This is a genomic window from Brevibacterium otitidis, assembly GCF_042429315.1.
Lineage (GTDB): Bacteria > Actinomycetota > Actinomycetes > Actinomycetales > Brevibacteriaceae > Brevibacterium > Brevibacterium otitidis.
On record NZ_JBHMAU010000032.1, the window covers coordinates 25854 to 40447 of the forward strand.

Annotated in this window: 13 protein-coding genes and 1 riboswitch; of the genes, 7 read left to right on the forward strand and 6 right to left on the reverse strand. The window is 67.9% G+C overall.

The genetic code is table 11. The features are described 5' to 3' along the window. Window positions 1-52: 52 nt before the first annotated feature. From ACFFN1_RS04280 to lysX, 3 genes are all read left to right on the forward strand, one after another. Window positions 53-469: an acyl-CoA thioesterase gene (locus ACFFN1_RS04280; protein ID WP_376838930.1), complete on the forward strand. Its 417-nt coding sequence runs from the start codon at window positions 53-55 to the stop codon at window positions 467-469. Between the two features lie 73 nt (window positions 470-542). Further along, on the forward strand, window positions 543-806 hold the full coding sequence (locus ACFFN1_RS04285) for a hypothetical protein (RefSeq protein ID WP_376838932.1): 264 nt from the start codon (window positions 543-545) through the stop codon (window positions 804-806). Window positions 807-960: 154 nt separating this feature from the next. Then, window positions 961-4251, forward strand: coding sequence for a bifunctional lysylphosphatidylglycerol synthetase/lysine--tRNA ligase LysX (gene lysX, locus ACFFN1_RS04290; RefSeq protein WP_376838934.1), 3291 nt, complete (start codon window positions 961-963; stop codon window positions 4249-4251). A gap of 57 nt (window positions 4252-4308) precedes the next feature. Here lysX and chrA read toward each other — a convergent pair whose 3' ends face one another. Continuing rightward, complete coding sequence (gene chrA, locus ACFFN1_RS04295; RefSeq protein WP_376838936.1) at window positions 4309-5559, reverse strand: chromate efflux transporter; 1251 nt, start codon at window positions 5557-5559, stop codon at window positions 4309-4311. A gap of 78 nt (window positions 5560-5637) precedes the next feature. Beyond that, window positions 5638-5745: riboswitch (TPP riboswitch) on the forward strand. Here chrA and thiC point away from each other — a divergent pair. Then, the gene (gene thiC / locus ACFFN1_RS04300) at window positions 5742-7574 is read left to right on the forward strand and encodes a phosphomethylpyrimidine synthase ThiC (protein ID WP_376838938.1); all 1833 of its coding nucleotides are present in this window, start codon (window positions 5742-5744) and stop codon (window positions 7572-7574) included. Its footprint overlaps the riboswitch before it by 4 nt. On the opposite strand, the gene ACFFN1_RS04305 is transcribed toward thiC, so the two are convergent. Both ACFFN1_RS04305 and ACFFN1_RS04310 read right to left on the reverse strand, forming a co-directional pair. Beyond that, window positions 7499-8197: a GyrI-like domain-containing protein gene (locus ACFFN1_RS04305; protein WP_376838941.1), complete on the reverse strand. Its 699-nt coding sequence runs from the start codon at window positions 8195-8197 to the stop codon at window positions 7499-7501. The two genes, thiC and ACFFN1_RS04305, sit on opposite strands and share 76 nt — an antisense overlap. A 22-nt stretch (window positions 8198-8219) precedes the next feature. After that, entirely contained in the window at window positions 8220-8855 is a 636-nt protein-coding gene (locus tag ACFFN1_RS04310; protein WP_376838942.1) for a hypothetical protein, read from the reverse strand. A gap of 154 nt (window positions 8856-9009) precedes the next feature. Here ACFFN1_RS04310 and aztD point away from each other — a divergent pair, with 154 nt between their 5' ends. Next, on the forward strand, window positions 9010-10392 hold the full coding sequence (gene aztD / locus ACFFN1_RS04315; RefSeq protein ID WP_376838944.1) for a zinc metallochaperone AztD: 1383 nt from the start codon (window positions 9010-9012) through the stop codon (window positions 10390-10392). 132 nt (window positions 10393-10524) lie between these two features. On the opposite strand, the gene ACFFN1_RS04320 is transcribed toward aztD, so the two are convergent. Beyond that, window positions 10525-11136, reverse strand: a complete 612-nt coding sequence (locus tag ACFFN1_RS04320; protein WP_376838945.1) for a TetR/AcrR family transcriptional regulator — start codon at window positions 11134-11136, stop codon at window positions 10525-10527. Window positions 11137-11202: 66 nt separating this feature from the next. On the opposite strand from ACFFN1_RS04320, the gene ACFFN1_RS04325 reads away from it, so the two are divergent. Together ACFFN1_RS04325 and panC are read left to right on the forward strand one after the other, a co-directional pair. Then, on the forward strand, window positions 11203-11805 hold the full coding sequence (locus ACFFN1_RS04325) for a GNAT family N-acetyltransferase (protein WP_376838947.1): 603 nt from the start codon (window positions 11203-11205) through the stop codon (window positions 11803-11805). Window position 11806: 1 nt separating this feature from the next. After that, a complete protein-coding gene (panC, locus tag ACFFN1_RS04330) occupies window positions 11807-12721 on the forward strand; it encodes a pantoate--beta-alanine ligase (RefSeq protein ID WP_376838948.1) in 915 nt (304 codons plus the stop codon). On the opposite strand, the gene ACFFN1_RS04335 is transcribed toward panC, so the two are convergent. Both ACFFN1_RS04335 and ACFFN1_RS04340 read right to left on the reverse strand, forming a co-directional pair. Continuing rightward, window positions 12697-13362 (reverse strand): response regulator, encoded by a 666-nt coding sequence (locus ACFFN1_RS04335; protein ID WP_376838949.1) that lies wholly within the window; start codon window positions 13360-13362, stop codon window positions 12697-12699. The two genes, panC and ACFFN1_RS04335, sit on opposite strands and share 25 nt — an antisense overlap. Beyond that, window positions 13359-14588 (reverse strand): sensor histidine kinase, encoded by a 1230-nt coding sequence (locus tag ACFFN1_RS04340; RefSeq protein WP_376838951.1) that lies wholly within the window; start codon window positions 14586-14588, stop codon window positions 13359-13361. Before ACFFN1_RS04340 ends, ACFFN1_RS04335 begins: the two co-directional genes overlap by 4 nt. Window positions 14589-14594: the final 6 nt, after the last annotated feature.

Consider the following 14594-nt stretch of genomic DNA (forward strand, 5'->3'; position numbering starts at 1 on the left):
CCCGGCACGAGGATGGCCTCGATTCTACTCTCCACTGTGCCACCATGGGGGTATGCACGACGATCTCTCTCCAGCGGATTTTCCGCTCACCACGACGGACAAACTGCGCTATTCCGACACCGACAGACAAGGCCACATCAACAACGCGGTCTTCGCGACGCTCTTCGAAACCGGTCGCGTCGAGATCATCTCCCAGATCGAGCGGCACGCCGAGGTCAGCGACCGCGAATTCGTACTCGCGCGGATCACGATCGACTATCTGCAGGAAGTCCACTGGCCGGGCACCGTGACGATCGGCAGCCGGATCAGCCGGGTCGGCACCTCCTCGCTGACGGTCGAACAGGTGATCGTCGTCGACGAGACCGTGTGCGCGCGAGCCGAATCGGTGATGGTGCAGATCCGAACAAGCACCCGCCGCTCCGAACCGTTCGACGACGCAGCGCGGGGATTCTTCGACACCCTGAGCTGAACGGTCACCGACACGCCCGTTGAGGTTTCCAAGCACGCGAGTGTCGGCATAAGCTGGATGGACAAAGGAGGCGATGACCATGACGAAGAGCGGACAGGAATCGAGCAGCTCAGGCTCGAAGGGTCTTGACAAGATCGAAGAGGCCGCCGAGAAGGTGCTTGGCGACTCGCAGGTCGGCAAGGGCGAACGCGTCGGCTATGTCGAAGACGATTCCGAGGCGCGCACTGCCGCGGCTGCGGCAGCACACGGAGACGAGGCAATTCTGCAGGAAGACGGCACCCACCTCATCATCAGCAAGACCGAAGCCGATCCACCCGTCGACACCTGGCGGCACTGAATCGCAGCACTGGGCAGAGCCCGTCGGATCACCGGCGGGCTCTGCTGCTGCCCACCGGGTCTCCCAGCGGGATTCGCTACAGTGAAGCAGCGCGCTCCGACGCGCCGCCTCGCCCTGTCCACTCCCGCTGCTGACCCGATAGCGAATCCTCCATATGCACTCTGCACCGTCCTCCCCGCGCCGCGAGCGCGCCTCCCGCATCCTCACAAGCGTCTTTCTCGCTGCCGCTTTCTGCGCGCTGGCGATCTGGCTGCTCGATCGGCTGGCGCCGGGACTGGGCTTCTGGCCGGGCATCGTGTTCGGCACCTTCATCACGCCGCTGGCACCGAACCCGGCATCGATCGTCACCCTGTTCATCCTGGCGTGGATGCTCATGCGGCGGATGCGGCTGGCACTGGGCATCATCATCGCCTTCGAGCTCCTCGGCCTGCTCGCCGCCAGCGGTGTCCTCGTCGCCGCCGCCAACGACCACCTCGGCATCGAGACCACGGCGATGCTCGTCGCGATCGTCAGTCTGCACATCCTCAGCCTCATCGCCTCACTGGCGATCATCGCCCTGGGCATCTGGCTGCTGCCGATGTTCCCCGCCCGCGTCGGCTTCACCGCCGGGCTGCGCGCGAGCATCGTCTTCATCATCGGCGGCCTCGTCACCCTTGCCTACGCCGTCATCGCCTCGGCGCTGACGATCCACGACGCCGAGTTCGGCTTCGACGCGGTGACCGCTGCACTGCTGCGGGCCTTCTCGGCGGGTGATCCCGACCAGTTCGATGTCAGGCATCTGCCGTTCTGGGTTCCGGTGACGATCTCGACGCTGACGGCGGTGACGATCTTCCTCACCGTCTACGTGCTGCTGCGGCCGACCCGCACTCCGGGCTCCTGGCATGCAGCGCAGGAGATCCGGCTGCGCACCCTCCTCGAGCGCTTCCCGGGTGAGGACTCGCTGGCGTACTTCGCCACCCGCCGCGACCGGGATGCGATCTTCTCCCCCGGTGACGACTCCGCGGTGACCTTCCGCCAGCAGGGCTCCCACAGCCTCGCCGGCGGTGACCCGCTGGGCAATCCGGCGCATTGGGGGCAGGCGATTGATGGCTGGATCGCCCACGCCCGCTCATTCGGGCAGGTCCCGGTGGCCTGTTCGGTCTCCGAAGCCGGCGCGCGGGCCTTCGCCGCCCGCGGCTTCTCGATCATCCCGATGGGCGATGAGGCGATCATCCGCCCGCAGCAGTTCGATCTGCGCCTCTCCGGCCTGGCTGAGGTCGCCCGCGCCGCCAAGCGCGTCGCCCGGGCCGGTGTGTCGATCCAGGTGAGGCGGCTCTCCGAGCTGCCCACCGCGGAGCTGCAGGAGTGGGGCCGGTGCGCTGAGAGGTGGCGTGGCGGGGAGGCCGACCGCGGGTTCACGATGGCACTGAATCGCTGGGGCGATCCCGCTGACGCTGACACCGTCATCGTCACCGCCGCCGGCGCCGAGGGGCCGGTCGGGCTGCTGAGCTTCGTTCCCGTCGGCTCTGGGCTGAGTCTCGATGTCATGCGCCATGACCGCCGGCTGGCCCCCAACGGCATCACCGAGGCGATGGTCGCAGCACTCGTCGGCTGGGCCGAAGAGCACGGCATCGACGAGGTGTCGCTCAACTTCGTGATGTTCCGCCGCTTGTTCTCCGAAGCCGAACGCGTCGGACGCAGGCCGAGCGTTGGCTTCCAGTCCCGGCTGCTCGGCTTCTTCGACCGCTACTTCCAGCTCGAATCGCTGTACCGCTCGAACAAGAAGTACCTGCCCGACTGGCGTCCGCGCTATCTGTGCGTACCGGTCTCCGGTGCCCTCGCCCCGGCCGCGCTGGCCTTCTCGATGGCGGAGGGCTTCCTGCCGGAGGTGTTCGGCCGGCCGGCAGCCGGTGGTGAGCTCAACGACTCCGAGCTGCAGGAGCTCAGCGCAGCGCTGAGTGCGGTGCGGGCTGAGCGGATGCCGCAGCAGGCCCGCCGTGCACCGGTGACGCAGCACCGCATCGACCACGCCGAACAGCTGCAGGCGGCCGGCCTGCCGCCGTATCCGATCGGGCTGCGGGCACAGCGGTCGCTGGCCGAGATCGGCGGGATCGATGCGTGGCCCGACGAGGTGCCGGTCAGCGGCCGGATCCGGCATCTGCGCCGGCACGGCGGTGTCGTCTTCGCCGACCTCATCGACCGTGACGCGAACGTGCAGGTGGTGCTCGAGCGCGACAGCCTCGACGGTGACTTCGCGGCACTCACCGATGCTCTCGACACCGGTGACATCGTCGTGGTCACCGGCCGGCGGGGGCGCTCACGCACCGGCACCCCGTCGGTCCTCGCCACCGGGCTGACGCCGGCGGCCAAGGCGCTTGTGCCGATCCCGTTCGGGGGCATCGGCAATGCGGAGTTCCGGGCCCGGCACCGATCTCTCGATCTGCTCGTCAACCCGGCAGCGCTGCGCCTGCTCGAAACGCGGTCGCAGGTGATGGCGACCACCCGCCGGGTGCTGACCGAGCGCGGCTTCGCCGAGGTCGAGACCCCGGTACTCAACACGGTCCACGGCGGGGCGACCGCCCGGCCGTTCCACACCTACATCAACGCCTATTCGACGCCGCTGACGCTGCGCATCGCCCCGGAGCTCTACCTCAAGCGGCTGCTCGTGGCCGGTTCGGGCCCGATCTTCGAACTGTCGCGCAACTTCCGCAACGAAGGCGCCGATGCCACGCACAACCCGGAGTTCACCTCCCTGGAGGCGTATCTGCCGTTCTCCGACTATGTCGATATGGCGCGGCTGACGCAGCAACTCATCCAGACTGTGGCCACGACGATCCACGGCAGCCCTCAGCTGCCGCTGCTCACCGGCGACCTCGACGACTCCGGAGCACCGGCCCGGGAGCTGACCGACATCTCCGGGGACTGGCCGCTGGTGCCGGTGTGCGAAGCGCTCTCCCAGCGGCTGGCCGCACCGATCTCACTGGACACGGACATGGAGATCCTCATGGAGCTCGCCCGCGATCACGGCATCGCCCTGACGCAGACGATGGGGCCCGGTGCGATCATCGAGGAGCTCTATGGCGAGCTCGTCGAGGCGGAGACCGTCACGCCGACCTTCTACTGCGATTTCCCCGCCGAGACCTCGCCGCTGACCGGCCCGCACCGGTCGAAACCGGGACTGGTCGAGCGCTGGGATCTCGTCATCAACGGCATGGAGGTCGGCACCGCCTACTCCGAGCTGGCCGATCCGATCGAGCAGCGGCGCCGGCTGACCGAGCAGTCGTGGAAGGCCGCCCACGGCGACGCCGAGGCGATGGAGGTCGATGAGGACTTCCTCGCCGCGCTCGAGGCGGGGATGCCGCCGGCAGGCGGGCTCGGAATCGGCATGGATCGGCTCGTCATGCTCATGACGAACACCACGATCCGAGAGGTGCTGACTTTCCCGTTCGTGCGTCCCCGCCGCTGAGCCCGGCGCTGCAGCCCCGAGGAGCCCGGCGGTTCAGCCCCCACTGCGCCCGGCGGTTCAGAGGACGAAGACGCCGAGCAGTCCGGCGGCGATGACAACGGCCCAGGCCGGAGCCTTCCACGCGCTCAGCGCGACGAAGGCGGCAGCTCCGATGACGAGTGTCAGCGCAGAGGTGATGCCGGTGGTGAAGACCGGCTGGTACAGCGCGGCAGCGAGGATCCCGACCACGCCGGCGTTGACGCCGCTCAGCGCCCGGCGAGCCAGCCGGTGCGCGGCAAGCCTCTGCCACAGCGGCAGGGTGCCGATGACGAGCAGCGCTGCCGGCAGGAATACCGCGCCCAGCGCGATCGCCGCGCCCACCGCTCCCGTAGCCGAGGTGGTGCTCACCGTGCCGAGGTAGGCGGCGAAGGTGAACAGCGGGCCGGGCACTGCCTGGGCGGCACCGTACCCGGCGAGGAAGGCGTCGTTCGAGACGATCCCGGTGGGCACGAGCTCGGCCTGCAGCAGCGGCAGCACGACGTGCCCGCCGCCGAACACGAGCGCGCCGGCACGGTAGAACACATCGGCCAGCTGCAGCGCATCGCTGCCGGTGAGCCGCGCGATGACTGGCAGCCCGATGAGCAGGACGGCGAAGAGGATGAGGCTGCCGGCGGCCGCCGGCATCGGCACACGCACCCGGAACAGGTGCCCCTGCCCGTCTGAGGCGTCTGCCGCCTCGGGCACGGCCGGACGCAGCCACACCAACCCGATGATGCCGGCGAGCACGATCGCAGCGACCTGCGCCCATGCGGTGGGCACCAGCAGGGCGATGGCCAGGGCGGCGACCGCGATGCTCGCCCGCGGTGCGTCGGGAGTCAGCGAGCGCGCCATGCCGAGCACCGCATGCGCGACGACGGCAACGGCTGCGACCTTGAGTCCGGTGAGCCAGCCGGCGTCGCCGAGGTCGCCGAGGGCATGGATGCCGAAGCCGAAGGCCGCCAGCGCAAGCGCCGAGGGCAGGGTGAACGCGACCCAGGCGGCGAGCATGCCGGCGAAGCGGGCGCGCTTGAGGCCCAGCGCCATACCGACCTGGCTGGAGGCCGGGCCCGGCAGGAACTGGCACAGCGCGACGAGATCGGCATAAGCGCGGTCGCTGAGCCAGCTGCGGCGCTCGACGAAGGCCTCACGGAAGTACCCGAGGTGGGCGACCGGACCGCCGAAGGAGGTGAGCCCCAGCCGCAGGAAGATCCAGAACACCTCGGCAACGGAGCCGCGGCTGGCGGGTGCAGCGGCAGGCGGGCGCTCAGGCGAGGAGGCGGAAGGCAGCATGCCTGCCATTCAACGACAGACAGGTGAACAGGAGGCGAACGACGGCTCCACCTCTCTGATCAGATGTGATATAGATTGAGCTGACCACGCGGGAGCCTCACAGTGAGGCTGAGACCGGACACGGCGTCCGGGACCGCTGAACCTGATTCGGTTAATACCGACGTAGGAAGTGAGGGACATCGTTGTCTGCATTCCCCCCTGAGAACACGCACGCCTCCGAGACCGCTGCTGACCAGCCGCGCTCCGAGCAGCACCACAAGCACCGCCTCGGGTGGGTTGAGGATGCTGCGCACGGCATCCGCGTGCCCGTCACTGAGATCCACCTCGACGACTCGCCCGGCCAACGGGCCAATCCCCCGGTCCAGGTCTACCGGACGATGGGACCCGGCAGCGTGCCCGAGGAGGGACTGGCACCGTGGCGTGCGGAGTGGATCGCCGCCCGTGGGGACTCCGAAGAGCACACGGGCCGCGGCAGGAAGCTCGCCGATGACGGCCGGGCGGCAGTCCGCCGCGGCCGGCCCTCCCAGCAGTGGCAGGGCCGGGTGCCCACACCTCGGCGGGCCAAGCCCGGCAAGCGGGTGACGCAGATGCACTACGCACGCACCGGTGTCATCACCCCCGAGATGCGCTTCGTCGCACTGCGCGAACAATGCGACGTCGAACTCGTCAGAAGCGAAGTCGCCGCCGGCCGGGCGATCATCCCGGCCAACATCAACCACCCGGAGTCCGAGCCCATGATCATCGGGCGGAAGTTCCTCGTCAAGATCAACGCCAACATCGGCAACTCCGCTGTCACCAGCTCGATCAGCGAGGAGGTCGCCAAGCTCAACTGGGCGGCCAAGTGGGGCGCCGATACGCTCATGGATCTTTCGACGGGCAACGACATCCACACCACCCGCGAATGGATCCTGCGCAACTCCCCCATCCCGATCGGCACCGTGCCGATCTACCAAGCTCTGGAGAAGGTCGATGGTGAGGCGGAGAAGCTGACGTGGGAGATCTACCGCGACACCGTCATCGAACAGTGCGAACAGGGCGTCGACTACATGACCGTCCATGCCGGTGTGCTGCTGCGCTACGTGCCGCTGACCGCCGAACGGGTCACCGGGATCGTCTCGCGCGGCGGATCGATCATGGCCGGATGGTGCCTGGCGCATCACGAGGAGAACTTCCTCTACACCCACTTCGATGAGCTGTGCGAGATCTTCGCCCAGTACGACGTCGCCTTCTCCTTAGGCGATGGCCTGCGCCCGGGTTCGATCGCCGATGCCAACGATGCCGCGCAGTTCGCTGAGCTCGACACGCTGGCTGAGCTGACCCAGCGGGCGTGGGAGCACGACGTGCAGGTCATGGTCGAAGGACCTGGCCACATTCCGCTGCACAGGATCCGTGAGAACGTCGAGCGTCAGCAGGAGCTGTGCCACGGTGCGCCCTTCTACACCCTCGGCCCGCTCGTGACCGACATCGCGCCTGGTTATGATCACATCACCTCGGCGATCGGGGCGACGGAGATCGCCCGCTACGGCACCGCGATGCTGTGCTATGTCACCCCGAAGGAACATCTGGGCCTGCCGAACCGCGATGACGTCAAAACCGGTGTCATCACCTACAAGATCGCCGCCCACGCCGCCGACCTGGCCAAGGGCCACCCTGGTGCGCATGAGCGCGATGACGCCCTGTCGAAGGCCCGCTTCGAGTTCCGGTGGCGTGACCAGTTCGCCCTCGGTCTCGATCCGGAGACCGCTGAGGCGTTCCACGACGAGACGCTGCCGGCTGAACCGGCCAAGACTGCCCATTTCTGTTCGATGTGCGGGCCGAAGTTCTGCTCGATGCGCATCTCCCAGGACATCCGCGACACCTATGGAAGCGCCGAGGCGCAGGCAGCAATCGCCGGCATGCAGGCCAAGGCTCAGGAGTTCCTTGCCCGCGGCGGGCAGGTCTACCTGCCCGAACCGACCTTCGGACCGCCTGCTGCCGACACCGCGCCCGAGGCGGTGGAGACGAGGATCAGCTGACCGGCTGGCGCAGGATGGTCCGGCGGTGCTGCGGTGCCGTGCGCCGGAAGTCCGATAGGTAGATCTCGTGGTGCCGGCCGCCGGGTTTTCATCCCGGCGGCCGGTATCACCGACTCATGCAGTTCGGCCAGCACGCCGGCATTGTCATCGAAGCTGCCGATGTGCAGGGTCTGAAAGCATGTGCCCTCCGCAAGCTCGCCTTCGCGCAAGCTGCCGATGAGCGGGAGTGCCCGGCCCTTCTTCTCTGCTTTCCGGCGTGCCGCAGTGATTGCAACATCGATATCGTCTGCGGTGAGCCAGCCGGGGACCATGAGCATGAGCGTCCACTGCCACTGCGTCTTGTCCCGGGCGGTGGTGAAGGCTGTCATGTCCTCAGCCCACCAGAGACTCTCCAGCGGTGGGACGACATAGTCGCGGCCATACGTGTCCTTCGAATGGAACTTCAGTGTGTAGGCCACCGGGTAGAGGGTCTCGATCGCGGCGGTGAACGCCGGTGCCGTGCTCGGGTCTCCGGCACCGTCGACCATGAGATAGGTCGTCGCCGGCACGTCGAGCCGGTCGAATCGGCCGGAGCGTGCACGGTAGCGCTCCATCGTCTTCTTGAAGTCGACCTTGGCGCTCACAGCGGCCTCCCCCGTCTGCCCGTCACTGCCGCGGTTCGGTGAGCGTGAGCCGGCCGCGCACATCGCGTCGCCAGCGGTTTTCGCGCGAATCGGTGAACTCGATCCCGACGACAGCGTACTTGCGCGCGTCGGCCAGCGGAATCGTGCTCTCGAATGACCGCTCCCCCTGCAGGAACACCCATGAGCGCTGCTGGTCGAGCTCCTCGAGCTCATCGGCTGCGCTCGAGGCTATCCGCCAGCGTGCGTTCTCTCGCAGCACCTTGATCCACTGCCCCGGCGGCAATGTCCGCACGTCCGCACGCACGGCCCTGACCGTGGAGTTCTCCGGATTGCCGAACTCTACGCGGACGTCGTAGACAGGAGCGTCGGAGGAGTTCGCGATCATCACGCCGATGCTGGATGGTTCGCTGTCCTTGTCATCACGATGCTTCCGATCCCTCTCCATGACCCGCTCCTTCTCCTTGGGGATCCAGCGCACCCCCACCACCCAGGCGGCGATGCATCGTGCCTGACGTTCGCGCTCGCGGCCGAAGGCCTTGGCGTCGCGTTCCTGCTCTAGCTGCAGCATCCTCTTCGCCGCGAGCCATGCCGTGGCCGCGAAGATGAGCGCACCGATGGCCGTGATTGCTGAGATCCATTCGGGATAGGTACCCCACATGCGTCTGCATCCGTTCGCGTCGGTGCCGGCCGCGCCTGGCAGGTCATGGGCCGGCGGTGGACAGGTCCCCTTGTCATCATAAGCTCAGGCCCCCGAGGCGCATGCGCGCATGAAGCTATGACAATGTCCGTCGGCCGCTGTCACGATGACCGGCATGACTTTCCACGCATCACGAATCCCGTCCATCCTCACCGCGTCGACTGCGGCACTGTCGCTGGCTGTGCTCGCCGGCTGCGGCAGCACCGACTCGGATGCTGCGGGCCAGTCGCCGGAGCCCACCGACCGGGAGACCACCGAAGCCGCCGGCCCGGCCGAGCGCGTCGCGCTCACCTATGACGGCGGCGTCATGGTCCTCGACAGCGAATCCCATGAGGTCCTCGACACTTTCGAGGCGGAGGGCTTCACCCGCCTCAACGGTGCAGGTGACAACCGGCACCTGTTCCTCACCGAAGGCGATGCGTTCCGTCTGCTCGATATGGGCACGTGGTCGGAGCCGCACGGGGATCACTCACATTCGTACACCACCGATCCGATGCTGACTGAGCAGCGCATCGACGGCAGCCACCCGGGCCACCTCGTCAACCATGACGGCATGTCCGTCGCATTCTTCGACGGCACCGGCGAGATCCACTCCTTCGATCCTGCCGAGCTCTCTGCTGATGCGCCGATCAAGACGGAGCAAACCCAGGCTGAGGAGGCACATCACGGTGTCGCGGTGATGCGCGCTGACGGCTCGATGGTTCACACCGTCGGCAATGAGGAGACGCGGTCCGGTGTCGTCATCCGCGACGCCGAGGGTGAGGAGATCGCTGAGAACAGCGACTGCCCGGGCGTGCACGGCGAGGCCGCTGCCAAGGACGGCGTCATCACTGTCGGCTGTGAGAACGGTCTGCTCATCATCAAGGGCAATGAGATCACCAAGGTCGATTCCCCTGACGAGTTCGGCCGGATCGGCAACCAGAAGGGCCATGAGGACTCCCCTGTGGTGCTCGGGGACTACAAGAGCGATCCCGATGCGGAGATGGAGCGTCCGCAGCGGGTGACGCTGACCGATACGACGAATGGCGAGCTCCAGCTCGTGGATCTGCCGGCGTCCTATGCGTACACCTCGATTGCGCGGGGTGCTGATGGTGAGGCTCTCGTCCACGGCACCGATGGAACGCTGCGCGTCATCGACCCGGAGTCCGGGAAGATCGACAAGGAGATCCCGGTGACCGATGAATGGGAGGAACCGGAGGACTGGCAGCAGCCGAGCCCGACCGTGCATGTCTCCGGTGAGCATGTCTACATCACCGAGCCCGAGGCCAAGAAGCTCCACATCGTCGATCTTGCCGACGGCGACGTGACCGACAGCGTCGACCTGCCCGAGGTGCCGAATGAGATCGCTGCCGCCTCCGGTGAGGTACCCGAAGGCGCCGAGGAACACGGCGACGACCACGGTCACGATCACGGTGACCATGAACATGAGCACGACCACGATCACGAGCATGAGCACAACCATGACCATAACCATGACCATGATGATCACGAGCACTGAGCTGTGAACACAACGCCGGGGTGGATGCAGATCGCGTCCACCCCGGCGTCTTCTGTCTCCCGGCTGCAGGTCTCACTCCTCGGCGGCGCACCTCGACTGCCGATGCTGGTGAGAACCGTCGCAGTGGACGTCTCAGCGCGTGGGTACGGCAGCGAGCAGCGCCCGGACTGCGGCGGTGAGGATCTGTTCGGGGTCGACGGTGTGGCCGGCGTGCAGCTGTGCATAGACCGGGGCGATGGTGGGATCGACCGGCGCTGCCTGCTCCCCTGCCGCCATCGCCGACGTCAGTGCTGAGCCGATGACGAGGTTCGACAGCGCATAGGCACAGCCGAGAGGATCGGCCATACCCGCATCGCGCAGTAGCACACACATCCGCTCCGACAGCGCCAGATAGTGCGGCCCGCGCGGTGTGCGCAGCGCGATCACTTGACCGGCCCACCGATGGCGGCGCAGATGGCGGAAGTACGCCAGCATCAGCTCATCGATCGCAGCCTCGGCCACCGCCTGCTGCATGCTGTCGTCGTCAGCGAGAGCGGCATCAAGGGCGAGGTCGTGCAGATCATCGACACCGCGCACACGTGAGTACAGGCTCGCCGCGGCGACACCGAGCCGCTCGGCAGCCGCACGCATCGTCAGGGCAGGGAAGCCGCCCTCATCCAGCAGCTCAGCAGCTGTGCGCGCCAGCGCCTCCACGTCGATCGCGCGACGGCGCTGCACGGGCCGCGGCTCATCCCAGTAGCTCACGCAATCAGCTTAACCGATGCGTGTTAGTTTAGGGCTGATGTCCTCACCGCCCGAAGGAGCGCCGCGATGACCGAGACTCCCCCGCCTCCGGAGCGCCCACCCCTGCAGCTGCCGGTGCTCACACCTCGGCTGCGGCTGCGCGCCCACCGCCGCGATGATGCCGAGGCGCTGCTGGGCATCTACTCCCAGCCCACTGTCGCCCGCTACCTGCTCGACGAGGCCTGGACCCCGGAGATGGCCGATGCGAAGACGACCGAACGGCTGGCCTGCACCGGCCTGGAGACCTCGGCGGCGAGCCTGGCGCTCATCATCGAACGCGACACTGCGGTGATCGGCGACGTCATTCTGTGGCGGACCGGCGAGACCGGGGCGACGGCGGAGATCGGCTGGGTTCTCGATCCCGCGCACGGCGGCCGGGGCTACGCCAGCGAGGCGGTCGCCGCAGTGCTCACGGTGGCGTTCAATCACTACCGCCTGCACCGGGTGAGCGCGCAGATGGACGCCCGCAACACCGCCTCGGCCAGGCTGGCGCGGCGGGTCGGCATGGCCGCTGAGGCGCACCTGCGCCAGGACTGGTGGTCGAAAGGCGAATGGACCGACACCCTCATCTTCGGGATGCTCGCAGACGATAGGCTGGCCGGAACCTCCTCGCTCAACCCAGGGACCTGACATGGCCGAGCTCATCATCACCCGCACTGTCGCCGAGCTGCGCTCGGAGATGGCCGAACTCATCCGCGACCGCGACGCCACCTCCGTCGGGCTCATCCCCACGATGGGCGCGCTGCACGGCGGGCATTCCGCCCTCATGCAGGCCGCCCGGGCCGCGCACGAGGTGGTGGTCGCCTCGCTGTTCATCAACCCGCTGCAATTCGAGTCGCCGCTCGACCTCGAACGGTATCCGCGCGACCTGGCCGGAGACTGCCAGACGATGCAGGACGCCGGTGTCGATATCGTCTTCGCCCCGGAGGTCGAGGAGATGTACCCCGGCTATCCCGACGCGCCGATCATCCGGGTGTCCTCCGGCCGGATGGGCACCACCTTGGAGGGTGCCTCGCGGCCGAGCCACTTCGACGGGGTGGCCACCGTGGTGGCGAAGCTGTTCAACATCTTCGATCCGCCGGGACCGGCCCGTCTGCACGCGTACTTCGGTGAGAAGGACGCCCAGCAGGTGATGATCGTCAAGCGGATGGTCGCCGACATGAATTTCCCGGTCACCATCGAGCCGGTGCCCACGCAGCGCACGCCTGCCGGGCTGGCGATGTCGAGCAGAAACCTGCTGCTGAGCGACGAGCAGGAGGAAGCGGCGCTGGCGCTGTCGAATGCGCTCTTCGCGCTGCGGGAACGCGCCCGCGCCGGCCGCGACTGGGATCTCGAAGGGCTGAGACGGCAGGTGCACAGCACCCCGGATGTCACGCTCGACTACCTGGAGGTCGTCGACCCGGCGACGCTGGAGCCGACGACCGAGCTGCCGGCACTCGCGCTCATCGCCGCCTACGTCGGCAGTGTTCGGCTGATCGACAATCTGCACATCGACCCCGGCGCGCCGACCTCGGGCACCTCTCAGCGCACTAGGCCGCTGCGGTAGGCCCACACGACCAGCTGCACCCGATCGCGCACCCCGAGCCGCGGGGATATCCGGGCGAGATGGGACTTCACCGTTGAGACCTCGATGTGCAGCTGGGCGGCGATCTCCGCGTTCGACAGCCCTTCGGCCAGCGCGGTGACGATCTCGCGCTCCCGCTCTGAGAGCACCTCGGGCCCGGGGAGCTGTGTCCGGCCGTCGCCGCTGCCGCCGCTTGCCGGATGCGGTCGGCGCCGGGCGAATTCGGCGGCGATGCGCCGCGTCACCTCAGGGCCGACGAGCCCCTCGCCGCGGGCGGCGGCGCGGATCGCTTCGATGAGGTCATCTGCGTCGGCGTTCTTAAGCAGGAAGCCGACCGCACCGGCGTCGAGGGCTCCGAAGACGTAGTCGTCCAGATCGAAGGTCGTGACGATGACGACCGCGGTGTCGGTGTCCTGCAGTTGCGCGGTGGCTGTCAGCCCGTCACCGTCAGGCATCCGCACGTCCATGAGCACCACGTCAGGGGCCAGCGTCCGCACCAGCTCCACCGCCTCGGGACCGGAACCGGCCTGCCCGACGACCTCGATGTCCCCGGCGGACTCTGCGATGACGGAGAATCCGGTGCGGATGACAGGCTGATCATCGGCGATGACGACGCGGATCATGCCTGCTCCTTCCGGGTCAGCGGCAGACGGGCGCGCACGGTGAAGCCGTTGCCGCTCGGCTGGGCGCTCAGCGCCCCACCGAGCAGTTCGGCGCGCTCGCGCATGCCGCGCAGGCCGGTGCCGGTGCCGTCGATGCCTGCCGTCTGCGCTGTGCCGGCAGTGCTGCGCACGAGGATCTCAAGCTGGCCGGCGGCGTCGGCGGTGACCGCCGCCGTCACCGTGGAGCCGGGCGCGTGGCGCTCGGCGTTCGTCAACGCCTCCTGCACGATGCGGAAGACGGCATGGGACGTGCTGCGCGGCAGCGACTCGTCGACAGCATCCAGGTGCACGTCTCCCACGGTCACGGCGCCGCGCTGCCTGACCTGATCGAACAGCTGTGTCAGGTGCTGCACTGATGCGACCGGGGCTCTCTCGCCATCACCACCGGGCGGTGCCGGTTCCCGCAGCACGGTGATGACGTCGTTGATGCTCTCCATCGCCTGATCAGCGTCGGACAGCAGCTGAGCGCGCAGCCGAGCTGCCATGGTCGCATCATCGACGCGCTCGAGCGCGCGAGCGCTGACGGCAACAGCGGTGAGATGGTGCGCGGCCACATCGTGCAGCTCTCGGGCCATGCGCCCGCGCTCGGTGAGGACCGCCTCAGCGACGGCCAGATCGCGGCTCTGCCGCGTCATCTCGACGAGCTCAGCCTGTGCCTGCACGCGCGCATCGTTCGTCCGCAGCCACCAGCCGGCGGCTGCCGGCACAGCGGAGTTGGCGACGAGGTTGAAGACGAGCAGCGGCAGCACAACCGCCGCCGAAGTCTCCACTCCGAGGCGCTCAGCGTCGGCCGGCCACACCCCGCGGGCGAGCTGCAGGACGATGTTGACCAGTACGAAGACAGCGACTGTCAGTGCTGAAGCGCGCGGCGTCACGCGCCGGCACAGACTGACCGTGATGGCGAAGAGGACAGGCACCACACCTGCCGGCGCCTCCCCGGCGAGTGCGAGGTAGAGCAGGTAGATGCCGGCAACGGCGGCGAAGGACCAGCCGATGCCGATCCGGAAGCGCAGCAGATAACCGCTGAGCGCTGCGACTGTCGCCGTGAGCAGCACGGCGATCGCGGCAGGGCGCGGGCCGGCCGCGCTGAACACGAGCGGTTCGACAGCGACGGTGATGAGCACCGTCGCTGCAGAGAGCACGGCTATGGCGGCATCGACGAGGAGATTCCGGTCCATTGCGCGCATGGCCCG